Here is a 25,250-nt window from a genome sequence, read left to right as displayed (position 1 = left end):
AAACAAAAGCCCTGCCCGGCGTAGCCGGGCAGGGCTTTTTTATCGCTTCCAGCAAATTGATTAAGTCCCGGTACCAGGATCAATAAGTCACTTCTATGTTGTTATTGCCGTTCCAGAACGATGAATTCTTGACGGCTTCCGCTATATATTCAACACCCCGGTTAATCAGCGCTTTTATTTGGCCGACCGACTTTTTCAGCCACGCCAAGGCATAAGAATAAACGTTCCGTCCCAAATCAGGCAGCATGGCAATTTGTTGTCTGCCAGGGTCGGCCAGCCATACCTGGAAAATGATCCGGCTTTGCGCGGGCAATGCCAGCAAGGCAACGACAGCTTCCTCATACCAGACTTTACAGGGATGGAGAATTTTTTGCTCGACCAAGCCCCGGACGGCTTTCAAATAACTGTAGGCTGAACCGATCTTTTCATGGACCAGCAGGTTGACAGGTTCGACGACGGCTTGCTCAAAATACCGCCTCGCTTGTTCGGGCCACTGTTTGACCAGCTCGGAATGACCCTGGATATTCTCGTGAATAACCGTCAGTCTTTTATTGACGACATCCCTGGTTTCATAAACCAATCGCTGCATGACCTCAATCCGCTGACGAATTTTCGCCAATGCCGGATTGATTATTTTTTCGTCCACGCCGTTTTTGATTTGAATCTTGCAACGGTCGATCCAGTTTACCGTTGTTTTCAATTGCGCGTTTTGCGCCTCAATCAGTTTTGCTTCCAGATCTAAAATTTGCGCATCGCGCTCGGTTAGCGACAATTTTAACCGGCTGATGACTTCCTTACTCGATTCCAACTCCGTGGAAAGTGTTGCAACCTGGTCTTCCAACCGGGTTAATTTAACTAATAAGCCGCCCGTGACGACACTGTCGTTAGTGTCCATAATGGCCCTCCCCTCATGTAATTATTTGTGTTTATTATATTTTTGCTAGTATGCGGGCTCATTCATAACAAGCAAAACCGGCAAAGTCAATCAAAAAAGCAGTTCGTGACAGAGCAGGCCGAGCGGCCCCTTACAGAGGTTGATAAACGGGCGGTTACTGCCCGCTCTTTTTGTGAATGCGCCGTCTCGCGCTGCGCTCAGTTGCAGTATCCTCTGGCCATCTGTCTCTGAGTAAGGTCGGTTAGTAAAGAGCATGGAATAAATCACGGAATTGTAGGTGCGAATGAATTCGCGCCTACACCGGAAATTCATCCGCATACCTGAGGAAGTTATTTTATGCGCATTCCTTAGTTATTGATTTCGTCCAGGCTGACTCGCTCGCCCGATAGCTCCGGCCGGCTGCCGCTTTCGGCCGATTGCAAATACGCCTTGGTCACCCTGAACAGCACCGGGCTTAATAGCCCCAAGGCCAGCAAATTCGGGATCGCCATGAGCCCGTTCATGACATCGGCCAACGACCAGATGACGGTCAGTTTGCCCATCGCGCCCAATGGAATCGCGCATAGCCATAACAAACGGTAGGGCTTGATGATCTTGACGCCGAACAGAAACTCGGCGCAACGTTCGCCGTAATAGCTCCAGCCCAGAATCGTCGTGTACGCGAACACGACCAGACCAAACACGACGATATAGCCGCCCCAGCCGGCCAATCCGGTATTGAACGCCAGCGTGGAAAGCGCCGCGCCATTTTCGCCGCTGTTCCAGGCTCCGGTCATGACGATGACCAGGGCGGTCATGGTGCAAACGACCAGCGTATCGATAAAAGTGCCCAGCATCGAAATCATGCCCTGCTGGACCGGGTTGGCGGTTTTTGCCGCCGCCTGCGCAATCGGCGCGCTGCCCAGCCCCGCTTCATTCGAGAAGGCTCCGCGCGCCACGCCGTAGCGCATCGCGGCCCAAACCGCCGCGCCGGCAAAACCGCCGGTGGCGGCCGTGCCGCTGAAAGCGCTGTCGATGATCAGCCCCAGGGCGGCCGGCACTTTTTCCACGTCGAGCATGATAATGACCGCGGCCCCGGCAATATAGGATATGGCCATAAACGGCACCAGCCTGGCCGCGACATCGGCTATGCGATTGATGCCGCCCAGGATGACGAAGGCGGTCAGCACGGTCATGACCGCTCCGCTGAGCCATTCAGGTATCTGAAACATGGATTCGACCGCGTCGGCAACCGAATGGGCCTGCACCATGTTGCCGATACCGAACGAGGCCAGGGTGCCGAACAAAGCGAATGCGACAGCCAGCCATTGCCATCTCGCACCCAGGCCGTTCTTGATGTAATACATGGGGCCGCCGACATATTTGCCTAATTCATCGACTTCGCGGTATTTAACGGCCAGCACCGCCTCGGCATATTTGGTCGCCATGCCGAACAATGCCGTCATCCACATCCAGAACACGGCGCCCGGGCCGCCCAGAAAAATAGCCGTTGCGACACCGGCGATATTGCCCGTGCCGATCGTGGCCGATAACGCCGTCATCAAGGCGGCAAACGCGGTGATATCGCCTTCCTCGCCCGGCCTGGACTTGCGCCCGCGCCAGAGCAGTACAAAGGCATGCGGCGTCTTGCGCCACGGCAAGGCTTTCAGTCCTATGGTCAGATAAACGCCGATGCCCAGCAATAACGCCAGCATTACCGGTCCCCAAATCAGACCGCTGATCTGATTTAGCCAAGCTTCGATGATTTTCATGACGGCAGTTGACCTACTTCCGATCCCTTATCGAAATCGACCCCGACGCTGACGACAAAACTGGTGGCTTCTTCTATGTTCATAGTGGATTTTATGATCTTTGACTTATCGACGATGATAGTAAACCCCGACGTCGGATTCGGAGAGGTCGGCACGAACAGCACATATTTGTCCTCAAACCGGTTGGTGACATAAGCAGGCACCCAGGCGCCCTCTTTTGGATATTCCACATACACCACTTCTTTCGCGATAGCCTTGTCATGGGAGGAGAACATATTCACCACTTTTTTAATAACCCTGTAAACGGTATTTAAAAAGGGAATTCTCTCGATAACATGTTCAAAAGCGGCAATAAACCAGGGGCGCCCCTGCTTGGCGATCTGACGGCCAATGGATACCAGGATAAAGAAACTGACTAAAAAAATCAGCAGCGTATACAAATAGCTGACCGAATAACCATACACCAGCAGAAACAGATCGGACACCAGTGCCTTTACAAACATGATAATTTGTAAAATCAAGACGATGGGAATAACCGCCAGAACCCCGATCAAAAAATAATTAAATAGCTTCTTGATTAACGCGCTCATTTTTCCTCCACTGCTTATAGGGATTTAATCAATAGTAAAATGCCCGATGCCAGTAAAAAGCCGGCAAATAGCCTATTGTATTTTTCATTATCAATTTTGCTGTACAGCATTTCCTCGGTCAGCAGGAATGTCACGACTCCCACCTGAAGAAAGCCGATATTGTCCGCGTAAGACACATCAAACTCATGCCGGATGAAAAACAACGTAGCCAGCTGAAACAGGGCAAAGGTTGCATAACAACTGGCCACGGTCGCGCGTATTTGGTGTTTTTGATACGGTTTGCTGTATACGATCGCGGTTAATAACGAGCCGCCGAGATTAGTCATGCCGTGCACGATTCCCATAACCGCCAGATAGGTTTTTTCATAATTGAACAGGGACTGCAGCGCTTTATCGATGGCCGGCGAAATATTTTTCAGCGCGACGAAAATAAGCAACCCACCCACCAGCAGGCTGATATTGATCTTGATGACAGTGATGATCCATAGGAACAGGACGATGAAAGGGATACTGTAAATCAGTACGTTTTTGAAAAATCCGACATCGATATACCGGTAATGCTTCAATAGCTGCAGGGAACTGATCGCGATGGAAATAGGCAACAGTACCAGCAGCGTATTGATAAAGTCATACCCCAGCAGAAGCAGTATAGGCGTACCGAACAACAATACGCCGACACCGAAAACGGATTGAATGGTAGCGGTCAGAATGACCGTAAGCAGAATGTCGACCGGCATTGAGTTCCTCTTAATTGTTTTTGTTTGCCCGTCTCAATTATAAGCGAATTTATAAGCCCTGCCTGCCGAATTAAAATGCATGCCTATTGAGGAAGAACCATTGGAGGGAAGGAACAGCGAGGTATCGGCAGCGGCCGAAGCCGCTAAAACACGATCAGCGGCAAGCCCGCGTCACCGGAAAACAACAGCTGAAACAACTGCCCTTGCCCGGTTCGCTGACGATATTCAGCTTGGCGTCATGACGCATCAGCACGTGCTTGACGATAGCCAGGCCCAGCCCGGTGCCGCTGACCTTTTTGCTGCGCTTGACTTCCACCCGGTAAAAGCGTTCGGTGATGCGCGGAATTTCGGCGGCGACAATGCCTTCGCCCTGATCTTTGACATCCAGTATGACGGCGCTTTCGGACCGATGCCAACGTATTGTTACCGTGGAATCGTCAGGCGAATACTTCAGCGCATTGCCTAGCAGATTGGTGAAAGCGCTGCGCAATTCCTGTTCCTCGCCGGTAATGCGGGTATCGGTTTCGAGCAATAATTCGATGCGCCCGGCCGCCGTTTCCAGCGCATCGCTTTCCTTGCAAATCTGCTGTAATAACGCCGGGATATCGACACACTGCACTTTCTTCTGCTGCGTTTCCAAACGTGTCAGTAACAACAGGTCATCGACCAGATGCTGCATGCGTTCGGTCTGCCCCTGCATTTGCAGAACCGAATGCGTCAGTAATGGCGAATTGCCGTCATCCATGTCCCGCATGGTTTCCAGATAACCTTTCAATACCGTCAGCGGCGTTCTGAGTTCATGCGATACATTGGCAACGAAATCCTTGCGCATCCGCTCCATTTTTTTCAGCTGCGTGACATCCTGGGCCAACAGCAGCCGCAGACCGGCGCCATATTTAACGACCCGCACGGCCAGCGTTATACGGTGGTCCACCGGCGCGGGCAGGATAACCGCTTCATGGTAATTGCCGGATTTAAGGTAACGGATAAACTCAGGGAAACGGATCAGGTTGGGAATACGCTGACCTTTATCGGACTGATGGAGCCCCAGCACGTCCCGGGCCGCTTTATTGGTCCACTCGATTTCGTCGCTCGGGCCCAGCACTACGGCCGCATCAGGCAAGGCTTCCGTTGACTTGCGAAACTGATCCACCATTTTGCCCAGTTTCTTCTTGCGCTTTCTTTCGTTTTTTTTAATACGGTAAACATGGTGGTAAATATCTTCCCAGATACCGCTCACCCTGGGGTATTCGCCCCGCCCTCCCATGCTTATCCATCTTTCAAAGCGGCTGATCTGTAACAGCTGGCGAATCCAGAGCCCCAGCGTCAGCAGGAACATGAACAGCAGAATATGCCCGGTCAGACTGCCTGAGATCAGCGCAACCAGAAACAGCAGCAGCGCAAAGCCGATCTCCTTTTGCCAGACACTCATAAACTAGTGTGTCAATGAGAATCGGTAGCCGAAACCGCGCACGGTCTGAACCAGGTCCTCCCTGCCGTATTCGCCGAGGATTTTCCTCAGCCGGCGGATATGCACGTCGACCGTGCGCTCTTCGATATAGACGCTGCGCCCCCAGACCTGATCCAGCAACTGCGTGCGGTTGTACACCTTGTCGGGATGGGTCATGAAAAACTGCATCAGGCGGAACTCGGTCGGGCTCACGTCCAGCAGCCTGTCGCCGATGCTGAGGCGGTGCTGTTCGGTATCGAGCACCAGATCGCCCAGCTCGATTTGCGCTGAACCCTGAATTTTTCCGCTTCGGCGCAATACGGCGCGAACACGCGCTATCAGTTCCTTGGGGGAAAACGGTTTGGTCATGTAATCGTCGGCGCCGATCTCCAGTCCCCTGACCTTGTCTTCTTCCTCGCCGCGCGCCGTCAATAAAATAATCGGCAGTTCCCGATACGTTTGGTCTTTCTTCAGGCGCCTGGCCCATTCGACGCCGCTGAGGCCAGGCAGCATCCAGTCCAGCAGAATCAAATCCGGCAGATTTTCATCGAGGACTTTCTGCGCGTCTTCAGCATCGCTTGCCGCAACCGGCGCAAAGCCGGCCTGCTCCAGTACCATCATTAACATGCCTCTGATGGCGTCTTCATCTTCAACAATGAGAATCTTAAATCTAGACATAAAATGAGAAAGAAAACTAAATCGTTGTATTGTAGAGTGCCTTTGTTACCTTTTTATGACAACAAGCTCGACCTGTTCAATTGCGCTATGAAATTTCATGAAACATGCCCCTGGGCGCCTTATCAAACAAGGCATTGCACTCGGCTTCCAACAGGCCGCCAACGATGCGGCTGTTTCGGAACGGTGTTCTGGCAATGACTTCCTCGGCCCGGATTTCGATCTGCCACCAGTTCCGCTTTTGCAGATAGGGAATGGACGTGCCGTAATAGACCGTAGCGATGCCCGCCCACTCGATGGCGCTTTGACACATGGGACACGGCTCAGCCGTCGTATACAGGTCGAATAAGCTCCAGTCAACCGAATGATGCGCCTGCGCGCAATGGTTGATGGCGACCATCTCGCCATGCCAGGTCGGATTCAGCACCGACTGATTAAAGCCTTCACCGACAATCTCGCCGGTCGCCCGCCGCACGATGACCGCGCCGAACGGAAACTCGGGAACCTGCAAAGCCAGCTCGATGGCTCTGCGCATGTAATCTTCGCTATTCATCTGTTCATCCCGTCTATTAATTTTCAAGCTCATTATAATTATAAAGCCACAAATTGACGGAGGCGCTGCGTTAATTTTTAATCGCCGCCGCCACACCCTCCCCCGCAACCGCCGTCGCTACCGCAACCGGAACTGTCCGCCGCCTCATCGGAAATGGCTCCAGAATCCCCCGCGCACCCCGATGAGCAGCCTATATGACTGGCGCAGTAAACGCCAGTCCCGCTTGCGCCCCGGTCACAATGCAATTGATAGGTGAACCCGTCGGGAATATTCAACATACTGTCGATGGCAAAAATCAAAGGCAGCTTGGCCGGTTTTTTCGGATCAATCTTTTCATGGATGCATGCCAGGCGCCAGGCTCTTTTTATGCCGACCCTGGCCCGGGTCGACGTTGCCATGGCCTCGGCGGGCGTATGATGCAAAAAGTAGCCGAACGCGCGCCGGCAAAAATCGCCATAAACCCTCGTCGACAGGATGAATTCATGCCAGGCATCGTCGACTACCCGGGACGGCATGGAGACCAGTTTGCGCTTGCTTCGCAAGCACATCAGAAAATAGTTCCTCAGCGCCTGCATAACCAGTTCAATCTCCTGCCCTGTCAACCCGGGATGCTTTTGTGTTAATTTACTGACGATGCCCTTATGGAAATCATAGCCGGTTATGTATTGTTCGCGCCTGGCCGAAGCGGCCCGCTTGGCGCTAAACCATACCACCGTTGCCACAACCGCTAAAACGATAAGAATTAAAGTCATAGTGATAAATTAATCCGTTAAATGGTGATTCCAGCTTATCAATTTACAAACTCGATTGCACTGCCGGATACGATCTCAACATTCGGTCGCATTGGTAAACCCCGCTACACGCCTATATAATTCATTAGTTACTAATGTTCTTAAGTTCAATATGAAACCCAAACATTACGAACTGCCTGTCACCGGCATGCAATGCGCGGAATGCGAAAACCATATTGTCGAGGCCGTTGCTGAACTCCCCGGCATTATCAAGGCCCGGGCCAGCTTTACCGATGAAACGCTGACATTGGACCTGGACGACGACATCATATCGCTGAAAACAGTTTGCGCGGCAGTCAAGTCGGCCGGCTATGAATGCTCGAACCGCACCCGGCATAAACCGGCCGGGCTGGGCAGACGCTTGTTCCTGATCGTCATTGCCATAGCGGGCATCATACTGCTGCTGCAATTGAACAAATGGGTACAGCTCGATTTGTCCCTGGAAGACATTGGACAAACGGCCAATTACGGCTTGCTGTTTCTGGTCGGCGTGTTGACCAGCTTCCATTGCATCGGCATGTGCGGCGGTTTTGTCATCAGTTATACAGTGGCGGGCACAAACTCGGGCAAGCCTGCTTATCTTAACCACCTGCTTTACGGCCTGGGCAAAACGCTGTCCTATTCCGGTTTTGGCGCCTTGTTCGGGTTGATCGGCGGCGCCCTCACCTTTACGCTGGGCATGCGCAGCATGGTCTCGGCCGTAGCGGGCGTATTTTTGATGCTTTACGGCTTGAGCATGATGGATGCCTTCAGCGGCTTGAGGCGCCTGCATCTGCGCCTGCCGACGTTCATTAACCGTTTTTTGGTTCATCGACGCCAGCGCACATCCAATCCCTTCATCATCGGTCTTCTGAACGGCCTGATGATCGCCTGCGGCCCCTTGCAAGCTATGTATATCATGGCCGCGGGCACGGGCAGCGCCTTGACCGGCGCGACGCTGCTGGCCGTATTCGCGTTGGGTACGCTTCCCGTCATGCTGGCATTCGGCTACTTCGCCGGCATGATTTCCAGCAATGCCACGCGGCGGTTCATGAAAATCTCCGCCATCATCATCCTGCTGCTCGGCGCGGCCATGCTCAACCGCAGCCTTCTGATCTCCGGCACCGGCTATGATGTCAATTCACTGCTGTCGAGGGCGTCGCAAGCGTTAAAAGCACACTTTATGACCTGGCAGCATGACCATGCCGATGCCGGATCGCACCTACAAGAGGGCTATCAGGTTATTTATATGGAAGCCGAGGCGATGGCCTACAAACCGGACGAATTCACCCTGCGCTATGGCGTTCCGGTCAAATGGATCATCAACGTCAAGGAACTGTCCAGTTGCAATAAAAGAATCATCATTCCGGCGCTGGAGATGGGCATCGACCTGAAGCCCGGCCTGCAAGTCGTCGAATTCACACCGCGGCAAGTGGGCGCGATCAGCTGGAGCTGCTACATGGGCATGATACCGGGGACGTTTATCGTGAAGAAATGATGCAGCGGCTAAGTCCAGTCCCTACCGGCATCTGAATCAATGTTCCGAGTAACATCAAATACTAATGCCGATCGAACCAAACACGTTTACCATGTCCATCGACATGTTTACAAAGCAACTCCAAATAATCACCATGAATGAGGCCAACTTTATAGTGATGATCAGGGTTCAAATCGTAATGGCTCAAGTCATGGACAATGAGAGGCATCTCCTCACTATCTATATAACCCGTGCTTACAACTTCGTTTCTTTCCAGATCTTTAATTTCTACTTTGTGAGTTTCCATAATGTTCGCTCTTTAAAGTCAATGAGAAAAATTACAGGATTCATGATTAAAAACCGGTTTTCCTAAACTTTTAGAAAAGAAACTCTGGTTACGGTTCAAACTCGTAAGTGTTTACTACAGCGTATAGATTGGACTGGAACCCTGGCGGAAACCCGGCAGGCCCTCCTGATGTGGAAATTCAGCAACCGGCCTTCGAGCTGTTTGCTGATTTCCTTAGGAACGCGCATAAAATAACTTCCTCAAATGCGCGGAGAATTTCCGGTGCAGGTGCGGATTTAGCCGCACAGTGCGAATACCCTGAAGGGCACAAGTGAATTCGCACCTATACTTATCTGAAAAAATGCGGATACATCACCCGCCCTCTCCTTGAACTGTCACCACCAGACTGCGGCTGCCGCCATGGTTTCGGTGTTCGCACAGGTAAATGCCTTGCCAGGTGCCCAGGTTCAGCCTGCCGTTGGTGATGGGAATGGTCAAGGTGGCGCCCAGGATGCTGCTTTTTAAATGGGCAGGCATGTCGTCGCTGCCTTCGTAGTCGTGCCGATAGTAAGGCTCGTCTTCCGGCACTGATTTGTTGAAGAAACTCTCAAAGTCCTGCCGTACCGTTAGATCGGCATTCTCGTTAATGGTGAGCGAGGCAGAGGTATGCTTCAGCAATATATTCAGCAACCCGCACCGGATGCTCCGCAGCTCCGGTATGGCGCTGAGCACTTCATCGGTGACAAGGTGAAAGCCGCGGGGCCGCGCTTTCAGCCTAAATTCTTTTTGAATCCACATGGTAAGCCCTTAAATAGAAAAATGGCTACAGGCCGAGTTCGCTGAGCCCCGGATGGTCATCGGGCCGGCGTCCCTGGGGCCAGCGGAATTTGCGTTCCGATTCCTTGATGGGCAGGTCGTTGATGCTGGCAAAGCGCTTTTGCATCAGGCCGTTCTCATCGAATTCCCAGTTTTCGTTGCCGTAAGAGCGGAACCAGTCGCCGGCGTCATCATGCCATTCATAGGCGAAGCGCACCGCGATGCGGTTGTTTTCATACGCCCAGAGTTCCTTGATCAGCCGGTATTCCTGTTCGCGAACCCATTTGCGCTGCAAAAACTGGATGATGGCCTCGCGGCCGCACGGAAACTCGGCCCTGTTGCGCCACTGGCTGTCTATTGTATAAGCCAGTGCGACGCGCTCCGGGTCACGGCTGTTCCAGGCGTCTTCAGCCATGCGGACCTTCTGCATGGCGGTTTCGCGCGTGAAAGGCGGCAGTGGCGGTCTGACTTCATTATTCATGGTTATTCTCCAATGATGCGCTTCAAGATTATTATCTGCTGTTAGATATGGATTATCCTCTTGCCGCGCCAAGCATCGCTGCCCTTATCCCGCTTCCGTTAAGTCGACTGAATTCGGCTGCGGCAATTTTGGATGGACAGCATTACGCTGCCCACCCGATAGCGTTTAGCCTTTCAAAAACACCAGCTGGTCATTTTGCACATCCACCTTGACCACATCGCCGGCTTCAAATTTGCCGGCCAGGATTTCCTGGGCCAGCGGGTTTTCCAGCTGATGCTGGATGGCCCGTTTCAGCGGCCGTGCGCCGTAAACCGGATCGAAGCCCGCTTCGCCCAGTTTTTCGAGCGCCGCCGTGCTGATCTCGAAGCCGATTTCGCGGTCCTGCAGCCGCCGGCGCAGATAATCGATCTGGATTTCGGAGATGGCCCGGATGTGATCACGGCCGAGCGGATGGAAAACGACCGACTCGTCGACCCGGTTGATAAACTCGGGCCTGAAGTGCAGGCCGACGATCTCCATGACCGCGGCTTTCATCTCGGCGTAATGCGCCTCGCCGGCCAGTTCCTGAATACGGTCCGAAGCCAGGTTCGAAGTCATGACGATGACGGTGTTCCTGAAATCCACGGTCCGGCCCTGGCCATCGGTCAGGCGGCCGTCATCCAGCACTTGCAGCAGCACATTGAAGACGTCGGGATGGGCTTTTTCGATTTCATCCATCAGGATGACCGAATACGGCTTGCGCCGGACCGCTTCGGTCAGGTAACCGCCTTCCTCATAGCCGACATAGCCCGGAGGCGCGCCGATCAAACGCGCGACGGAGTGCTTTTCCATGAATTCGGACATGTCGATGCGGATCATCGCATCGGCCGTGTCGAACAGGAACTCGGCCAGGGCCTTGCACAATTCGGTCTTGCCGACGCCGGTCGGACCGAGGAACAGGAACGAGCCGTTCGGCCGGTTCGGATCGGACAGGCCGGCTCGCGACCGGCGGATGGCGTTACTGACCGCTTTCAGCGCCTCTTCCTGGCCGACCACGCGCTTACTGAGCGCGTCTTCCATGTGCAGCAGTTTTTCGCGCTCGCCTTCCATCATTTTGGAAACCGGTATGCCGGTCCATTTCGACACGACTTCGGCGATTTCCTCTTCGGTGACCTTGTTGCGCAGCAAGGTCATTTTATGCGGCTCGGTCGATGCCGCCGTATTGAGCTGTTTTTCCAGCGCCGGAATGATGCCGTACTGCAGTTCCGACATGCGCGCCAGATCGCCCGCGCGGCTGGCCGCCTCCAGTTCGATCCGGGACTGATCCAGCTTTTCCTTGATCGACGCGGTGCCCTGCAGCGAGGATTTCTCGGCTTTCCAGATTTCCTCCAGGTCGGAGTACTCTTTTTCCACCTCGGCAATTTCTTCCTCGAGAATCTCCAGGCGTTTTTTGGATGCCGGATCGGCTTCTTTTTTCAACGCCTCGCGTTCTATTTTCAGCTGGATCAGGCGCCGGTCCAGTTTGTCCATGGCTTCCGGCTTGGAGTCGATTTCCATGCGGATGCGGCTGGCCGCCTCGTCGACCAGGTCGATGGCCTTGTCGGGCAATTGCCGGTCGGCGATATAACGGTAGGACAGGCTCGCGGCCGCGACGATGGCCGGGTCGGTGATATCGACGCCATGATGGACTTCGTATTTCTCTTTCAGCCCGCGCAGAATCGCGATCGTGTCCTCGACGGACGGCTCGTCGACCAGCACTTTCTGGAACCGGCGCTCCAGGGCCGCGTCTTTTTCGACATATTTGCGGTATTCATCGAGCGTGGTCGCGCCGACGCAGTGCAGCTCGCCGCGCGCCAGGGCCGGTTTCAGCATGTTGCCGGCATCCATGGCGCCTTCGGCCTTGCCGGCGCCGACCATGGTATGCAGTTCGTCGATGAACAGGATGATCTGGCCTTCCTGCTTGGCCAGATCATTCAGGACGGCTTTCAGGCGTTCCTCGAACTCGCCGCGGAATTTGGCGCCGGCGATCAGCGCCGCCATGTCCAGCGCCAGCACGCGTTTGCCCTTGATGCCTTCCGGCACCTCGCCGTTGACGATGCGCTGCGCCAGGCCTTCGACGATCGCGGTCTTGCCGACGCCGGGCTCGCCGATCAGGACCGGGTTATTCTTGGTGCGGCGCTGCAACACCTGAATGGTGCGGCGGATTTCGTCGTCGCGGCCGATCACCGGATCCAGCTTGCCGGCCTCGGCGCGCTCGGTGATGTCGATGGTGTATTTTTTCAGGGCCTGCCGCTGGTCCTCGGCATTGGGGTCGTCGACCGTCTGGCCGCCGCGCATGGCATCGATGGCTTTCTCGACAGCCTGCTTGGTGACGCCGGCTTTATTAAGGAGATTCTGCAGCGCGCCTCTTTCGTCCAGCGCCGCCAATAAGAACAGTTCGCTGGAAATGTAGGCGTCGTTACGCTTCTGCGCCAGTTTGTCGGTCAGGTTCAGCAATCGGCTCAATTCATTGGAAATCTGCACATCGCCGCCCGAGCCGCTGACCGTGGGGAGCCGGTCAATCTCTTTGTTCAGCTCGGCCCTCAAAGTGTGGGGATTGACACCGACCTGGGTCAGCAGCGGCTTGATGCTGCCGCCTTCCTGATCCAGCAAGGCAAGCATGACGTGCACCGGCTCGATGAACTGATGGTCCTTGCCCAAGGCCAGACTTTGAGCATCGGCCAGCGCCATCTGGAACTTGCTGGTTAGTTTATCCATCCGCATGTTGTTGTACCTCAGATAATTTTTTAAGTTAATGCTAACATAGGGGTAATTCGGCCGTTTTCAAGCCAGATATGTTAATTAATAACGGATGTTACGCAGGCGCAGGGTCAAATTCATAGGCGATGTAGGTTATCTTCCCCGGGACACGAGAAAGATTTATACGTAATACCTGTTAATGACCGGCATTATTCCAGCCTCAAGCACGGCTTGATTTATAGCGGGATTGTTGATTAACTTGATCAGATTAATGAGGAAGAATTTATCTTAAATATGCGATTTCTGAACCACCCGTTTATCAAGCAGCTATTCAGCAGCTTTCTGGATCTGTTGCCGATCCTTGCTGTCGTGATTATCTTTCAGGTTTTCGTAATTCAGCTGCCCATTCCCGATGTATCCGATTTAGTTATCGGCACGCTTTTGGTAGTGCTCGGCCTCACCTTGTTCGTTCAAGGTCTGGAACAAAGCCTGTTTCCGCTGGGAGAGTCGATGGCCCATGCGTTCGCCCGCAAAGGCAGTGTGTTCTGGCTATTGTCCTTCGCCTTCTGTCTGGGTTTTAGCGCGGCGATTGCCGAACCGGCACTCATAGCCATTGCCGAGAAAGCCGCCAATATAGCCGGCACGGGAGGACTTATTGAACAGACTGAGGCTGCCAAGGACAGTTATGCATTAGGGCTACGAATTATCGTCGCCCTGTCCATCGGTTTCGCTATTTTAATAGGCATACTCAGAATTATCCGCGGCTGGCCGGTCTATTACCCGGTTTTCCTGGGTTTTGGCGGCGTTGCAGTCATGACGCCTTTTGCACCTGCGGAGATCGTAGGCATCGCCTATGACTCAGGCGCTATCGCCACATCCACCATTACCGTGCCGCTGGTGACCGCGCTCGGCGTCGGCCTGGCCACGGCCATCAAAGGCCGCAACCCGGTAACGGACGGCTTCGGGCTTATCGTCTTCGCAGTATTGATGCCGATGATTTCCGTCATGGCTTACGGGATGATCATATGATTGAATGGTCAATACATTTGCTAACTGAACTGCTGAAAACCTGCCGGGATATTCTGCCTATCGCGGCAACGATTATCGGTTTTCAGCTATGGGTAATTCGAAAGCCCCTGGCACATCCCAAAAGAACGCTGATAGGTTTTTTCTATGTCCTGCTTGGCATCGTTGTTTTTCTGGAGGGTTTGGATATGGCCTTGTTCCCGCTTGGGAGTCTGATGGCATCTCAGCTGACTTCGCCTGAATTCCTGGGCATCAATCCTACCAACCAACCTGTATCCTGGTTCGCCTATTTTTGGGTGTATGTTTTTGCCGGCAGTATCGGTTTCGCCACAGCTTTAGCCGAGCCTGCCCTGCTGGCGGTTGCCATCAGAGTCGAACAAATTTCAGGCGGAACCATCAATGCCTGGGGATTGCGAATCGCGGTTGCCTTGGGAGTTGCTTTGGGCTTGGCTTTGGGTACATTCCGGATTGTCACCGGCCTGGACCTCTCTTTGTTCATTATTGCGGGCTACGGCATCGTTGTCATACAAACGTACTTTGCGCCCAAGATGATTATCGGCCTGGCATATGACTCCGGCGGCGTGACTACCTCGATGGTCACCGTGCCGCTGGTTACGGCCCTGGGTCTGGGACTGGCCGAAGCCATACCCGGCCGCAACCCGTTATTGGATGGCTTTGGCCTGATCGCCTTTGCCAGCCTGTTTCCTATCATTGCTGTACTGGGTTATGCGCAAATTGCACACTGGCTCGCCAGCAGAACTTCTTCTAAATCCTGAGGTTAACCATGCATTTCAAACTAATTATCGTGCTTGTCGATGATGATAAAACCGATCTGGTGCTTGAAACGGCGCGTAAAAACGGCGCCAAGGGCGCAACCGTTGTCAATAACGCCCGCGGCGAAGGCCTTAATCAATCCAAGACTTTTTTTGGCCTGACGCTGGAGACACAACGCGATGTTCTGCTGTTGTTGGTGGAAGAGCATCTGAGCCGGCATATTCTCGAGACTGTCGCGCAAGCCGCCCAATTTGACAGCCGGCCCGGCACCGGCATCGCTTTCCAGATCGATGTCGAGGATGCCATTGGCGTCATGCATCAGGTCGAAGAATTAACCCATGAAATCGAGGACAAGATATGAATGACAACAAGCCAATAACCCGCGTCAGGGATATCATGAAAACCCAGGTCGGCACCATTGACGGCATTGCCACCGTCTCCGATGCCCTGAAAAAAATGAAAACACTTAAAACCTCCGTGCTGATCGTCAACAAGCGCCATGATGACGATGAATTCGGCATGATCACGTCCGGCGACATAGCCCGCCATGTGCTGGCGAAAGACCGCGCCCCGGAACGGGTCAACGTCTATGAAATCATGACAAAACCGGTGCTCAGCGTGCCGCCGGATATGGATATTCGCTACTGTTCGAGATTGTTCGCCAATTATAATCTGGTCAGGGCGCCGGTCGTTGAAAATAAAGAAGTGATCGGCATGGTAAGCCCCAATGCACTGGTGCTGGACGGGCTCTATAAAATTTTCCAATAGATGGCATCCAGCTAAAAATAACAGTACAATAGCCCGCGATCAGAAGGCAGATGTTGAGTTAGGGATCCCTAGGTTGTTAGGTTGTCCGGTTATCAATGTTTTAGTTCTGTGTTAACCGTAAGTTATTTTTTCAGGAGTTTTCAAAATGGCAACAGGCACTGTAAAGTGGTTTAATAACACAAAAGGTTTTGGTTTTATTGAACCTTCAGAAGGTAGCGAGGATGTTTTCGTTCACCATTCGGTTATTCAGGGAGAAGGTTTTAAAACATTGTCTCCAGGCCAAACAGTCATCTTTGACATCGAATCTGGTCCAAAAGGCTTAACCGCCGCTAACGTGCAGCCTAAATAAGGGATTGCATTCAGATTCCGAAAGGCCCTGATGAGTCATCATCCGGGCCTTTTTTATAGCTGTCGGCAAGCTATTTTAAAGGACGGCCCTTGGCGTCCTTGTCCAGCTGCCCGCCAAAAAGCAGAACCCCTTCAACAAACCCCCAGAGCAAACCGAACCCGCCTGTTACAAAAGTCAGCGCCAACTGGGCCAGGCCGATCCAATAATGCCCCAGATAAAAGCGATGGGCGCCGATGCCGCCTAAAACCAGCCCCAGCACGGCCGCCAGATACCGGTATTTAACGGCTTCCGGCTTAGCCAGATACGCCCCCACCAGGTTCACGTTGACGGCCGCATTGCCCTCCGCGTCAAAACTGACATCATCGCCTGTTTCCGGCAATGGTTCCGCCATCCAGTCACCGGTCTTGAATTCAAACAATGCTTCATCGCTTTTTATGAACCCGGTTTTTGCCTCAGGATCATAGCTTTCAATCTGTCCAATCATTTATAGTTACCTTTCAATATAAGGGCGCTTTATTAATTTTTAGTCAGGTGCGCCCAATCAATTTTTTACTCATTTTTCAAACGCACGGCCAGCACATCGCAATGCGCGTGATGCAATACGCCGTTTGCCGTCGAACCAAGCAACAACGCCAGGCCATGCCGGCCATGCGAGCCGACGACAATCAAATCGACGCCGGTTTCCTCGGCTATCCGGATTATTTCCAGCTTCGGGCTGCCGACCGCAATGCACCGGCGATCCTCGGCGATACCAAGCGTTTCGGCCAGGGTGGCCAATCTGCTTTTTGCCGCCGTCATCAGTTCTTCGGTCAAGTCCAGATCGAACGGAATAACCGGCCCATAGGCCGCATCGGTCAGCGGCAGATTGTCCACGACGTGCACGATGCTCAGCTTTGCCTGATATTTGTCAGCCAGATCCTTCGCTCTATTTGCGACTTCCTCTCCGTGCTTGGAAAAGTCGGCCGCCAATAATATATGTTTATACTCTCCCATGATGCCTCCTATTCAATGCCGGCCGCTTCAGGAAACAACAAGGCCATTACCTGATACGATGCCAGTAAGTATAAAAACGCCAGCCCCAGGCCAAACATTAATGTCTGGTCCAGCGCATGGCGGATAATATGACCGGTAATCGCCCAATGCCAGATCATCAGACCTATCATGACTGAAAACGCCAATAAAGTCATGCCCCCGGTCATCATTGAAGCAACCCCGGGCATGGCGAAAAAACTGATCATGGCGTCCGTACCCAATAGCGCGGAGGTGGTTTGATAGAACCGTGCCCGCTTATGTCCGAAGTACAGCATGGTCCAGCTGAATCCGACCACGAGCAGGATGCCAACACCAACCATCAGCAAGGTATAAAGCCGGTTGACGCCGATATTGATCATCAAAAAATTGACCAGGGCATAAACCACTACGGTTATGCGTAGCAGCCAGGGCGAATAGGGCAAATGCTGCGGCCCTTTCCTGAACAGGCAGATATCAAACAACAGCTTTATGATTTCAAACATTATCTTCCTTCCTGATGCGCGTTAAACCTCGGCAATATTTATTATTATTGGCCAGCATCGACTCAAGCAGAAAGTCCGTCTATTCAATAGCTGAAAGGGATTCGCAATGCGTACCCCACGACTTGACAATGCCCTCGTTCATGGTCCCATGCTTTAAGTTGATGATGCTGTCTTTATTTCGTTTACCCGGCTTTATTTAGCCTCTTCCAGCCTTTCCTCGGCTTCCATCCAGGCGGCTTCGGCTTCATCCAGCGCCTTGTCGACCTGTGCTTTCCGCTCCATCAGTTTTTTCAAGCGCTCCTTTTCCGAATCGATATAGATTGCGGGATCGGCCAACTGCAGTTCCAGTTGCCGCTGTTCGGCATGATATTTTTCAACGGCCTGCTCGGCTTTTTTCAGCGCATCGAACAAGGGCTTGAATTTCTGTCGGCGTTCCGCGTCCAGTTTTCTCTGGTCTTTGCGCGAAACAGTCGGCGCGGCTTCGGCCACGGCTTTTTCCTCGCCTTTTTTCTGCTCGGCCAGCCACAGGCGGTAATCATCCAGATCGCCGTCGAACGGCCTCGCCCTGCCGTCGGCCACCAGCAGCAGCTGATCGGTCACCGAACGCAGCAAGTGCCGGTCATGGGATACGACCACGATGGCGCCTTCGTAGTCCTGCAATGCCACGCTCAAGGCATGGCGCATTTCCAGGTCCAGGTGGTTGGTCGGCTCGTCGAGCAGCAGTAGATTAGGATTTTGATAAACCAGCATCGCCAGGACCAGGCGCGCTTTTTCGCCGCCGGAAAAGGGCTTGACCGCTTCCAGAACCTTGTCGCCCTGAAAGTCGAAACCGCCCAGAAAATTACGCAAATCCTTCTCGTTGGCCTGACTATCCAATTTTTGCAGATGCCACAATGGACTCTCATCCGTGCGCAATTGTTCCAGCTGATGCTGGGCAAAGTAGCCGATTCTCAGCGCGTCCGCTTCCAGCCGCGTTCCCGATAACGGCGGCATGGTGCCGGCCAGCACTTTGATCAGGCTGGATTTTCCGGCGCCGTTCGGGCCCAGCAGACCGATGCGGTCGCCCGGCGATATCGACAGGCCGGCCTGTTCGATCACGCGCGTCTGGCCATAGCCGATATCGGCCTTATCCAGTATCAATAAGGGGTTGGGCATTCTGCCGGGCTTTGGAAAGCTGAAGTTGAACGGCGAATCGACGTGCGCCTGCGCGATCAGCTCCATTCTTTCCAGGGCCTTGATGCGGCTCTGCGCCTGCCGCGCTTTCGTGGCTTTGGCCTTGAACCGGTCGACAAAGCTTTGCATATGAGCGATTTCGCGTTGCTGCTTCAGGTAGGCGGATTGCTGCTGCGCCAGCTTTTCGGCGCGCATTCTTTCGAAGGCCGAGTAATTGCCGGTATAGATTTCGGCCTTGCTCTGCTCGATATGCACGATATGGTCGGTGATGGCGTCGAGAAAGTCGCGGTCATGCGAGATCAGCAGCAGCGTGCCGGGATATTTGCACAGCCAGTCCTGCAGCCAGATCACGGCATCAAGGTCCAAATGGTTGGTCGGCTCGTCAAGCAGCAGGACATCGGAGCGGCACATCAGGGCCTGGGCCAGATTGAGGCGCATGCGCCAGCCGCCCGAAAACGAACTGACCGGGTTCCGTTCCTGATCGGCCGTAAAGCCCAGGCCGCTCATCAGCCGGGAGGCCCGCGCCTGAGCCGTATAACCGCCGATGGTGTCCAGTGTCGCGTGCAGCTGCGCCTGCTTCAAGCCGTCATCGGCCTGTTCGGCGGCGGCCAGTTGCTGTTGCAGATGTCTTAATTCGCGGTCGCCGTCGATGACATAATCGATGGCCGAGCAGCCGACGGCCGGCGTTTCCTGCGCCACATGCGCGATTTCCAGGCCCGGCGGCATGGAAAAATCGCCCTCGTCCAGGTGCAGCTCGTTCCGAAGCAGCGCAAACAGGCTGGACTTGCCGACACCATTGGCACCGGTCACCCCGACCTTCTGCCCCTTGTGGATAGTGAACGAGGCATTGGCGAACAACACCCGGGCGCCCCGGCGCAATGAAATATTTTTAAAATTCAACATGAAAGTACAGCGTTAAAATCAGCTAAAATAGCCAGATGAAAAACAAATCCCGCAAGCCGCCGCATCCCTTGTTCAGGCCGCAAGATAGATATTATGTCAATGAACAGGGCTGGTGGTTTTATACCGTCGACATGATCAGCGGACCGTATAAAACCAAACCTGACTGTGTGGATGCCTGCCGTTATTACATTCAAAAAAGAGATGCCGGCCTTTAAGGAATGGGAATGAAATAAGACCCGCAAATGAGGCAGGATTTCTGTTCATATTCAAGGCGCGCAAACAGGCGCATAGCAAGCTATGTAACTGTTTGCGCAACGCCGAAGATGGACGGAAAGACAAGTCAGTTGCGGAAGTTATAAAATTCACGTTCCTAACTCGCTCTTTCTATCATTTTTTCCACCTGTTCGGCGAATTGTTCCAGATTGCCTTTTTTCACCGTTTCCACGGGAATAACCAGGGCCGTATTCAAATCGACATAAATATAGACATAGCGCTTGCCGTATTCGACCCGCACCAAGTCCTCCCAAGCCATTTTATGCTTGCCGCTGGGCGATTTCTCCAGCAGGTATTTCGGGTTGGCCGGATCGATGGTCAAGGTATAAGTCCCGAACATATTGACCTTTTCCTTGTTGGTGTAATTGGCCAATATCTGCCGGCGCAAATCCAGCATCATAATCTTGGGCGACAGCAGTCCCCACAGAACGGCGATAATCATGACATAACCTGCCGACATCATGTCCCGGTAATAGATGTAATAGAAAAAACCCACCAGCGCCAGGATGCCGGGGACGATCAGACGGTTTTTCCGGATGTTTTTTTGTATTTCCTCGGACCTTGTAAACTGTAATTCATTAAAATGGATCAGGTCTTCTTCGCGGAACTCGTATTCAATTTCTAACATGATAATTTCTGGTAAATTTAAAAAAATAAGGCGCTGTTAATGCATTTTTATTTTTGCATGCGCGCTGCGTCTGAACAGATTGGAAAGGGTCAGCATCGCCGTCCTGAAATAGCCGTGTATCGCCACCTGGTGCATTTTATAAAGCGACAGATAAACCACGCGTGCAATGAAACCGCCGACGCTGACCGAGCCCATCAGATTGCCCATCAAATTGCCGACCGTGGTGTATTTGCCCAACGCAACCAGCGAGCCGTAATCGCGATAAACATAGTTGACCGGCGGGCGGCCGTTTAACCGGTTGACAAGGGTTTTGTATAGCGCCGATGCCTGCTGATGGGCGGCCTGCGCCCGGGGCGGGACATTTTCATCATGGTCGGGCCAAGGGCAGGCGGCGCAATCGCCCATTGCGAAAATAGCGTCATCGCTGGTTTTCAGCGTTTGATCGACCACCAGCTGGTTGATGTGATTGGTTTCCAGTCCGTCCAGTTGTTTCATCCAGTCCGGCGCTTTAATGCCCGCGGCCCAGACTTTAAGGTCGGCTTCGATCATTTCTCCGTCATGGGTTTTGATGCCCTCCTTCGTCACCTCGACCACGCGGCGGCCCATCTTAAGATCGATGCCCAGCTTGATCAACTGCTGTTGCGTCGCGATCGCCAGTTTGCTCGGCAAGGCCGGCAGCAATTGGGTCGCCGCCTCGATAATGGTCAGCTTGACGTTGCTGGATTCATCCAGCCCATAAACGGCCAGCAGATCGGTGACTTCATGCAGTTGGGCCGACAGCTCAACCCCGGTGGCGCCGGCGCCGACAATGGCGATCGACAGCGGTTTATTGTCGGTGTTGCTGCCGGCATGGCTCTTCATATAGGCTTCAACCAGTTGCTTTTGAAACTTGAACGCCTGTGAAGTCGTATCCAGAAACATGCAGTGCTCGGCCACGCCTTTAATGTTAAACGTGTTACTGACGCTGCCGACCGACATGACCAGCGTGTCGTAGCTGAAAGTGCGCCGGGGGATCAGTTCTTCGCCTTTATCGCCCAGGGTCGGACTGACATAAATTTCCTTTTTCCTGCGGTTCAGGCCCTCCATTCGGCCCAGCCTGAAACGGAAATGATTGCGATGCGCCTGATTCAGATATTCGATTTCTTCGGTTTCGCCGAGTGTGCCGGCGGCCACTTCGTGCAACAGCGGTTTCCAGATATGCGTCGATGAAGCATCAAGGAGCGTGATTTCAACCAGCCCTTTTTTGCCTAATTTATTGCCGAGACGGGTAGCCAGCTCAAGACCCGCGGCCCCGCCCCCCACAATCACTATTTTATGTTTTTCGTTATTGTCAGCCATTGTTATCCCCCAAAATGTCCGCCCGAACTGAACGGACCTGAAAAACCAACCCCTCGTTATATGCGCTCTGTGCATATTGCCGAATCGCACAGGCTCTTTTTTACGGCATTATAGCGAATCAATGTACCGGCGACTGATTTTGCTCATATTCAAGCTTGCTTTTAATCAAGCAAACCGCTGCAAACTGTAATAAGATAGGCCAGTTTTTATTCTCAATGAGGCACGACCATGCGCCGTTTTATATTTCTTGGCCTTGTGGCCTTTCCAGCTTTTGCTGTTGATGAGCAACCGCCCAGAATTGAGGCCGTACCGGAAGTGCCCGAACCGCCCATGCCCGTGCAAAGCGGTGAGACGCTCGAACCCGATATCACCATTATCCGCAAAGGCAAGCAGACCATACAAGAATATCGCCGGGGCGGCAAACTATATATGGTCAAGGTCATACCGGATATCGGCCCGCCTTATTATTTTCTGGATACCAATAATGACGGCAAAATGGATGTGCGCCGCGATGACGCCAACAGAGAGGGCAACATCAACATGTGGAAACTGCTGGAATGGTAACAATATAACCGGTGTCTGTTTATACGCCCGTAACCCGCCAACAACTCGAACGCTTCTTCAGCACTTACAGCCTCGGCAAAGTCATCGATTTCGAAGGAATCAAAGACGGCATTGAGAACACCAATTATTTCGTCACGACCACGCGGGGCCGCTTCGTCCTGACCCTGTTCGAGTCGCTGACGGCCAAAGACCTGCCGTCGTTCATGGCGTTAATGACGTACCTGGACAAAAACGCAATTCCCTGCCCCCGTCCCTTGTCCGGCCTGCAAACGAATCCGCTGCGCGTGCTGAACGGCAAACCGGCTGCGCTGTTCAAGCGCCTGACGGGCAGCGCCGTCGACTCGCCATCGATCGCGCATTGCCGGCAGATCGGCCTGCACCTGGCAGGTCTGCACCGCTCCACGCAAGACTACGTGTTTCCGGTAAACAACCGCCGAGGGCTGGACTGGTGCCAACGCGTGTTCGCGGATATCGGCCCGTCCTTATGCCAGGCGGACCGAGCCTTGATCGACGATGAACTGCGTGTTCAACGCCAATACCGCACGGACCGTCTGCCGCGCGGTGTTATTCATGCCGATCTGTTCACGGACAATGTCCTGTTCGCGGACGGGCAACTCAGCGGCCTGCTGGATTTCTACAGCGCCTGCACCGATACGCTGCTGCTCGATATCGCGATTACGGCCAATGACTGGTGTTGCGACAGCGGCACCGTGAATCCGGAAAAATTCATGGCTTTGCTGTCGGCTTATGAATCCCTGCGGCCGCTGGACGCGCTGGAAAAACAGCGCTGGCCGCTGATGCTCAGAGCCGCCGCTTTGCGCTTCTGGCTATCGCGACTGTTGCATCGGCTACAGCCGCGTCCCGGCGAAATAACCCAGCAGAAAGACCCGCTGGTTTTCAGGCATATTCTGGAACAGCACCGACGGCAAACACCGGCTATCCCACCTCGGCCTGCAGCTGGGCCATCATGCTCTCGGCCTGGCGCAGGTAACCGCCGCCGAACAGATTCAGGTGATTCAGAATATGATACAGATTGTACAGCGTCTTCCTGACACGGTAGCCGTCATCCAAGGGCCAGGCATCCCGATAGGCGGCATAAAAATCCCGGCCGAAACCGCCGAACAGTTCGGTCATGGCCAGGTCGGCCTCGCGATCGCCGTAGTAACAGGCCGGATCGAAGATAACGGGAAGCCCCTGCTTGTCCACGGCGGCATTTCCAGCCCATAAGTCGCCGTGCAGCAGGGCAGGTTCGGGCGCGTAACCGTCAAACAAGGCGTCCAGATCGCCGAGCAGCCGCTCGCCGCTCGCTTGCAGCCGGCCGCCGTGGCCATTCGCCGCCGCCAGTTGCAACTGAAAGCCCAGGCGTTGCTCGCGCCAGAAGCCCGGCCAATCGTGGTATTGCCCGTTGGGCTGTCGCGTGCTGCCGATCGTGTTGTCGCGGTGCCAGCCGAAATACGGCTGTTTCACGGCATGCAGGCGTGCAAGCTGCTGACCCAGCAGTCGCTCGGAGGCCCTGTTCGATGAGCCGAACTCAATGTTTTCCAGCACCAGAAAGGCATGATCGGTCGTGCTGCCGGCAGTGATGGCCGCCGGCACGCGCAGGGCTTGCGTCGATGCCAGTTCCTTGAGCCCTTCGAATTCGGCCTCGAACATAGCCGCCAGGCCGGCGCGATTGAGCTTCACGAAATAGCTCCTGTCCCGCCCTTGCAGCCGAAACGCGGAATTGATATCGCCGCCGCCCACGGCTTGTGACGATAAGACCGTAAAAGGCTGCCCTGTCGCCGCCTCGATGTGTTCTGAAATAGTCTGCCAATTCATGATTACCTGCCAGATTGCCAAAATACTCTTCAAAAACGGGCTTATTTGCCGTTATTGCACGGCATCGGGCGTGAATAACGCCTGGCCGTCTTTTTTAAAGGAACGAATAATGGCCTGTCCCTCTTCGCCGGTGATGAAATCGATATATTGCCTGGCCAGATCATAATTCACATGCGGGAAGCGCGCAGGATTAACGGCTATGACATGATAAGGGTTCAGCAGGTTCTCGCCGCCCTCGAATACGATGACCAGGTCGGTTTTGTCCTGATACGCGATAAACGTGCCTCTGTCGGCCAGGGCATAAGCCTGTTTTTCATCGGCCATTTTCAACACCGCGCCCATGCCCTGCCCGGCCGATACATACCAGCTGCCTTTCGGTTCCACACCGGCCGTCCGCCACAATTCCCGTTCTTTCTTGTGCGTGCCTGAATCATCGCCTCGGGAAATAAAAGGCGCGGCGGCACGGCTGATTTTCAAAAAGGCTTCCGCGGCCGATCCGGACGCCTTCACGGCCGCGGTGTCGGCTTTGGCGCCGACCAGGACGAAATCGTTATGCATGACGGCCTTGCGGTCGACGCCAAAGCCGGCATTGACGAAGGCTTCCTCGGCCTTGGGCGCATGCACGAAAACCACATCCACATCGCCGTTTTCGCCCAGTTTCAAGGCCTTGCCGGTACCGACCGCAATGACATCCAGGCGCGCACCGTATTTTTTTTCGAAAACCGGATTCAATACCTGCAGCAGCCCCGAGTTCTCGGTGCTGGTCGTCGTCGACATACGCAGTATGCTTTCGGCGCTGACCCGAGCGGTAAATAATATGGCGCACAGTGCCAATCCTATGGTTATTTTTTTCATGGTTTGAAAGCCTGTCGTTTGAATGAGAAATTCTGTCACTTCACCATCTTGCCGAAGTGACCGCCTTG

29 protein-coding genes are annotated in these 25,250 nt (G+C 53.7%); 9 read left to right on the top strand and 20 right to left on the bottom strand.

From position 1 onward, the window contains the following. Window positions 1–79 precede the first annotated feature (79 nt). From METMA_RS0110700 to METMA_RS0110665, 8 genes are all read right to left on the bottom strand, one after another. Window positions 80–895: a PspA/IM30 family protein gene (locus tag METMA_RS0110700; RefSeq protein ID WP_020159090.1), complete on the bottom strand. Its 816-nt coding sequence runs from the start codon at window positions 893–895 to the stop codon at window positions 80–82. A gap of 347 nt (window positions 896–1,242) precedes the next feature. Further along, complete coding sequence (locus tag METMA_RS0110695; RefSeq protein WP_020159089.1) at window positions 1,243–2,646, bottom strand: alanine/glycine:cation symporter family protein; 1,404 nt, start codon at window positions 2,644–2,646, stop codon at window positions 1,243–1,245. After that, window positions 2,643–3,236 (bottom strand): DUF502 domain-containing protein, encoded by a 594-nt coding sequence (locus METMA_RS0110690; RefSeq protein WP_020159088.1) that lies wholly within the window; start codon window positions 3,234–3,236, stop codon window positions 2,643–2,645. Before METMA_RS0110690 ends, METMA_RS0110695 begins: the two co-directional genes overlap by 4 nt. Window positions 3,237–3,250: 14 nt before the next feature. Continuing rightward, on the bottom strand, window positions 3,251–3,973 hold the full coding sequence (locus METMA_RS0110685) for an anion permease (protein ID WP_020159087.1): 723 nt from the start codon (window positions 3,971–3,973) through the stop codon (window positions 3,251–3,253). A 154-nt stretch (window positions 3,974–4,127) separates the two neighbouring features. Then, a complete protein-coding gene (gene phoR / locus METMA_RS0110680; protein ID WP_020159086.1) occupies window positions 4,128–5,405 on the bottom strand; it encodes a phosphate regulon sensor histidine kinase PhoR in 1,278 nt (425 codons plus the stop codon). A gap of 3 nt (window positions 5,406–5,408) precedes the next feature. Then, complete coding sequence (gene phoB, locus METMA_RS0110675; protein ID WP_027147221.1) at window positions 5,409–6,101, bottom strand: phosphate regulon transcriptional regulator PhoB; 693 nt, start codon at window positions 6,099–6,101, stop codon at window positions 5,409–5,411. An 85-nt stretch (window positions 6,102–6,186) separates the two neighbouring features. After that, window positions 6,187–6,651, bottom strand: a complete 465-nt coding sequence (locus tag METMA_RS0110670) for a nucleoside deaminase (protein WP_036292806.1) — start codon at window positions 6,649–6,651, stop codon at window positions 6,187–6,189. 77 nt (window positions 6,652–6,728) lie between these two features. After that, window positions 6,729–7,403 (bottom strand): glycine-rich domain-containing protein, encoded by a 675-nt coding sequence (locus METMA_RS0110665; protein ID WP_020159083.1) that lies wholly within the window; start codon window positions 7,401–7,403, stop codon window positions 6,729–6,731. Between the two features lie 151 nt (window positions 7,404–7,554). On the opposite strand from METMA_RS0110665, the gene METMA_RS0110660 reads away from it, so the two are divergent. After that, window positions 7,555–8,919, top strand: a complete 1,365-nt coding sequence (locus METMA_RS0110660; RefSeq protein WP_020159082.1) for an urease accessory protein UreH domain-containing protein — start codon at window positions 7,555–7,557, stop codon at window positions 8,917–8,919. A gap of 61 nt (window positions 8,920–8,980) precedes the next feature. On the opposite strand, the gene METMA_RS26955 is transcribed toward METMA_RS0110660, so the two are convergent. The 4 genes from METMA_RS26955 to clpB form a co-directional block, all read right to left on the bottom strand. Continuing rightward, a complete protein-coding gene (locus METMA_RS26955; RefSeq protein WP_152565126.1) occupies window positions 8,981–9,205 on the bottom strand; it encodes a hypothetical protein in 225 nt (74 codons plus the stop codon). 351 nt (window positions 9,206–9,556) lie between these two features. Further along, the gene (locus tag METMA_RS0110650; RefSeq protein WP_020159080.1) at window positions 9,557–9,982 is read right to left on the bottom strand and encodes a secondary thiamine-phosphate synthase enzyme YjbQ; all 426 of its coding nucleotides are present in this window, start codon (window positions 9,980–9,982) and stop codon (window positions 9,557–9,559) included. Window positions 9,983–10,007: 25 nt separating this feature from the next. Continuing rightward, the gene (locus tag METMA_RS0110645; protein WP_020159079.1) at window positions 10,008–10,481 is read right to left on the bottom strand and encodes a nuclear transport factor 2 family protein; all 474 of its coding nucleotides are present in this window, start codon (window positions 10,479–10,481) and stop codon (window positions 10,008–10,010) included. Window positions 10,482–10,646: 165 nt separating this feature from the next. Further along, the gene (gene clpB / locus METMA_RS0110640; RefSeq protein WP_020159078.1) at window positions 10,647–13,223 is read right to left on the bottom strand and encodes an ATP-dependent chaperone ClpB; all 2,577 of its coding nucleotides are present in this window, start codon (window positions 13,221–13,223) and stop codon (window positions 10,647–10,649) included. Between the two features lie 270 nt (window positions 13,224–13,493). Here clpB and METMA_RS0110635 point away from each other — a divergent pair, with 270 nt between their 5' ends. The 5 genes from METMA_RS0110635 to METMA_RS0110615 all read left to right on the top strand — a co-directional run bounded on the left by METMA_RS0110635 (window position 13,494) and on the right by METMA_RS0110615 (window position 16,116). Then, on the top strand, window positions 13,494–14,228 hold the full coding sequence (locus METMA_RS0110635) for a DUF1538 domain-containing protein (RefSeq protein WP_020159077.1): 735 nt from the start codon (window positions 13,494–13,496) through the stop codon (window positions 14,226–14,228). Continuing rightward, complete coding sequence (locus tag METMA_RS0110630; protein ID WP_020159076.1) at window positions 14,225–15,001, top strand: DUF1538 domain-containing protein; 777 nt, start codon at window positions 14,225–14,227, stop codon at window positions 14,999–15,001. Before METMA_RS0110635 ends, METMA_RS0110630 begins: the two co-directional genes overlap by 4 nt. Window positions 15,002–15,009: 8 nt before the next feature. After that, entirely contained in the window at window positions 15,010–15,360 is a 351-nt protein-coding gene (locus METMA_RS0110625; RefSeq protein ID WP_020159075.1) for a P-II family nitrogen regulator, read from the top strand. After that, window positions 15,357–15,767: a CBS domain-containing protein gene (locus METMA_RS0110620; RefSeq protein ID WP_020159074.1), complete on the top strand. Its 411-nt coding sequence runs from the start codon at window positions 15,357–15,359 to the stop codon at window positions 15,765–15,767. The genes METMA_RS0110625 and METMA_RS0110620 overlap by 4 nt, the downstream gene beginning before the upstream one ends. 145 nt (window positions 15,768–15,912) lie before the next feature. Next, complete coding sequence (locus tag METMA_RS0110615; protein WP_020159073.1) at window positions 15,913–16,116, top strand: cold-shock protein; 204 nt, start codon at window positions 15,913–15,915, stop codon at window positions 16,114–16,116. Between the two features lie 70 nt (window positions 16,117–16,186). Here METMA_RS0110615 and METMA_RS0110610 read toward each other — a convergent pair whose 3' ends face one another. The 4 genes from METMA_RS0110610 to METMA_RS0110595 all read right to left on the bottom strand — a co-directional run bounded on the left by METMA_RS0110610 (window position 16,187) and on the right by METMA_RS0110595 (window position 19,706). After that, entirely contained in the window at window positions 16,187–16,600 is a 414-nt protein-coding gene (locus METMA_RS0110610; RefSeq protein ID WP_020159072.1) for a TM2 domain-containing protein, read from the bottom strand. A 65-nt stretch (window positions 16,601–16,665) separates the two neighbouring features. Next, window positions 16,666–17,109 carry a universal stress protein gene (locus METMA_RS0110605; RefSeq protein WP_020159071.1) on the bottom strand — a complete coding sequence of 148 codons (444 nt, stop codon included), beginning with the start codon at window positions 17,107–17,109 and terminating at the stop codon, window positions 16,666–16,668. An 8-nt stretch (window positions 17,110–17,117) separates the two neighbouring features. After that, entirely contained in the window at window positions 17,118–17,630 is a 513-nt protein-coding gene (locus tag METMA_RS0110600; protein ID WP_020159070.1) for a hypothetical protein, read from the bottom strand. Between the two features lie 192 nt (window positions 17,631–17,822). Further along, complete coding sequence (locus METMA_RS0110595; protein WP_020159069.1) at window positions 17,823–19,706, bottom strand: ATP-binding cassette domain-containing protein; 1,884 nt, start codon at window positions 19,704–19,706, stop codon at window positions 17,823–17,825. A gap of 35 nt (window positions 19,707–19,741) precedes the next feature. Between METMA_RS0110595 and METMA_RS0110590 the strand changes: the two genes are divergently transcribed. Continuing rightward, window positions 19,742–19,921 (top strand): hypothetical protein, encoded by a 180-nt coding sequence (locus tag METMA_RS0110590; RefSeq protein ID WP_020159068.1) that lies wholly within the window; start codon window positions 19,742–19,744, stop codon window positions 19,919–19,921. Between the two features lie 155 nt (window positions 19,922–20,076). On the opposite strand, the gene METMA_RS0110585 is transcribed toward METMA_RS0110590, so the two are convergent. After that, a complete protein-coding gene (locus METMA_RS0110585; protein ID WP_020159067.1) occupies window positions 20,077–20,607 on the bottom strand; it encodes a YcxB family protein in 531 nt (176 codons plus the stop codon). Window positions 20,608–20,643: 36 nt separating this feature from the next. Then, a complete protein-coding gene (locus METMA_RS0110580) occupies window positions 20,644–21,945 on the bottom strand; it encodes an NAD(P)/FAD-dependent oxidoreductase (RefSeq protein WP_020159066.1) in 1,302 nt (433 codons plus the stop codon). Window positions 21,946–22,173: 228 nt separating this feature from the next. On the opposite strand from METMA_RS0110580, the gene METMA_RS0110575 reads away from it, so the two are divergent. Both METMA_RS0110575 and METMA_RS0110570 read left to right on the top strand, forming a co-directional pair. Further along, window positions 22,174–22,509, top strand: a complete 336-nt coding sequence (locus METMA_RS0110575) for a DUF2782 domain-containing protein (RefSeq protein WP_020159065.1) — start codon at window positions 22,174–22,176, stop codon at window positions 22,507–22,509. 11 nt (window positions 22,510–22,520) lie between these two features. Then, window positions 22,521–23,561, top strand: a complete 1,041-nt coding sequence (locus METMA_RS0110570; protein ID WP_020159064.1) for a homoserine kinase — start codon at window positions 22,521–22,523, stop codon at window positions 23,559–23,561. On the opposite strand, the gene METMA_RS25785 is transcribed toward METMA_RS0110570, so the two are convergent. Both METMA_RS25785 and METMA_RS0110560 read right to left on the bottom strand, forming a co-directional pair. After that, window positions 23,446–24,327, bottom strand: coding sequence for a fructosamine kinase family protein (locus tag METMA_RS25785; RefSeq protein ID WP_020159063.1), 882 nt, complete (start codon window positions 24,325–24,327; stop codon window positions 23,446–23,448). The genes METMA_RS0110570 and METMA_RS25785 overlap by 116 nt on opposite strands. Window positions 24,328–24,378: 51 nt before the next feature. After that, window positions 24,379–25,182, bottom strand: a complete 804-nt coding sequence (locus METMA_RS0110560) for a substrate-binding domain-containing protein (RefSeq protein ID WP_020159062.1) — start codon at window positions 25,180–25,182, stop codon at window positions 24,379–24,381. Window positions 25,183–25,250 lie beyond the last annotated feature (68 nt).

The sequence above is a fragment of the Methylobacter marinus A45 genome (assembly GCF_000383855.1).
Taxonomy (GTDB): Bacteria; Pseudomonadota; Gammaproteobacteria; order Methylococcales; family Methylomonadaceae; genus Methylobacter; species Methylobacter marinus.
The sequence above is the reverse complement of the archived record's forward strand: the minus strand, read 5'-3'. Positions and strand labels throughout refer to the sequence as shown.

Coding starts and splice junctions, on each gene's coding strand:
- METMA_RS0110625 (WP_020159075.1), top strand. CDS start 15,010: ATGCATTTCAAACTAATTATCGTGCTTGTCGATGATGATAAAACCGAT.
- METMA_RS0110695 (WP_020159089.1), bottom strand. CDS start 2,646: ATGAAAATCATCGAAGCTTGGCTAAATCAGATCAGCGGTCTGATTTGG.
- METMA_RS0110650 (WP_020159080.1), bottom strand. CDS start 9,982: ATGTGGATTCAAAAAGAATTTAGGCTGAAAGCGCGGCCCCGCGGCTTT.
- METMA_RS0110665 (WP_020159083.1), bottom strand. CDS start 7,403: ATGACTTTAATTCTTATCGTTTTAGCGGTTGTGGCAACGGTGGTATGG.
- METMA_RS0110670 (WP_036292806.1), bottom strand. CDS start 6,651: ATGAATAGCGAAGATTACATGCGCAGAGCCATCGAGCTGGCTTTGCAG.
- METMA_RS0110660 (WP_020159082.1), top strand. CDS start 7,555: ATGAAACCCAAACATTACGAACTGCCTGTCACCGGCATGCAATGCGCG.
- METMA_RS25785 (WP_020159063.1), bottom strand. CDS start 24,327: ATGAATTGGCAGACTATTTCAGAACACATCGAGGCGGCGACAGGGCAG.
- METMA_RS0110575 (WP_020159065.1), top strand. CDS start 22,174: ATGCGCCGTTTTATATTTCTTGGCCTTGTGGCCTTTCCAGCTTTTGCT.
- METMA_RS0110635 (WP_020159077.1), top strand. CDS start 13,494: ATGCGATTTCTGAACCACCCGTTTATCAAGCAGCTATTCAGCAGCTTT.
- METMA_RS0110600 (WP_020159070.1), bottom strand. CDS start 17,630: ATGTTTGAAATCATAAAGCTGTTGTTTGATATCTGCCTGTTCAGGAAA.
- METMA_RS0110700 (WP_020159090.1), bottom strand. CDS start 895: ATGGACACTAACGACAGTGTCGTCACGGGCGGCTTATTAGTTAAATTA.
- phoB (WP_027147221.1), bottom strand. CDS start 6,101: ATGTCTAGATTTAAGATTCTCATTGTTGAAGATGAAGACGCCATCAGA.
- METMA_RS0110580 (WP_020159066.1), bottom strand. CDS start 21,945: ATGGCTGACAATAACGAAAAACATAAAATAGTGATTGTGGGGGGCGGG.
- METMA_RS0110610 (WP_020159072.1), bottom strand. CDS start 16,600: ATGATTGGACAGATTGAAAGCTATGATCCTGAGGCAAAAACCGGGTTC.
- METMA_RS0110605 (WP_020159071.1), bottom strand. CDS start 17,109: ATGGGAGAGTATAAACATATATTATTGGCGGCCGACTTTTCCAAGCAC.
- METMA_RS0110690 (WP_020159088.1), bottom strand. CDS start 3,236: ATGAGCGCGTTAATCAAGAAGCTATTTAATTATTTTTTGATCGGGGTT.
- METMA_RS0110615 (WP_020159073.1), top strand. CDS start 15,913: ATGGCAACAGGCACTGTAAAGTGGTTTAATAACACAAAAGGTTTTGGT.
- METMA_RS0110585 (WP_020159067.1), bottom strand. CDS start 20,607: ATGTTAGAAATTGAATACGAGTTCCGCGAAGAAGACCTGATCCATTTT.
- METMA_RS0110685 (WP_020159087.1), bottom strand. CDS start 3,973: ATGCCGGTCGACATTCTGCTTACGGTCATTCTGACCGCTACCATTCAA.
- METMA_RS0110645 (WP_020159079.1), bottom strand. CDS start 10,481: ATGAATAATGAAGTCAGACCGCCACTGCCGCCTTTCACGCGCGAAACC.
- phoR (WP_020159086.1), bottom strand. CDS start 5,405: ATGAGTGTCTGGCAAAAGGAGATCGGCTTTGCGCTGCTGCTGTTTCTG.
- METMA_RS0110595 (WP_020159069.1), bottom strand. CDS start 19,706: ATGTTGAATTTTAAAAATATTTCATTGCGCCGGGGCGCCCGGGTGTTG.
- METMA_RS0110620 (WP_020159074.1), top strand. CDS start 15,357: ATGAATGACAACAAGCCAATAACCCGCGTCAGGGATATCATGAAAACC.
- clpB (WP_020159078.1), bottom strand. CDS start 13,223: ATGCGGATGGATAAACTAACCAGCAAGTTCCAGATGGCGCTGGCCGAT.
- METMA_RS26955 (WP_152565126.1), bottom strand. CDS start 9,205: ATGGAAACTCACAAAGTAGAAATTAAAGATCTGGAAAGAAACGAAGTT.
- METMA_RS0110590 (WP_020159068.1), top strand. CDS start 19,742: ATGAAAAACAAATCCCGCAAGCCGCCGCATCCCTTGTTCAGGCCGCAA.
- METMA_RS0110630 (WP_020159076.1), top strand. CDS start 14,225: ATGATTGAATGGTCAATACATTTGCTAACTGAACTGCTGAAAACCTGC.
- METMA_RS0110560 (WP_020159062.1), bottom strand. CDS start 25,182: ATGAAAAAAATAACCATAGGATTGGCACTGTGCGCCATATTATTTACC.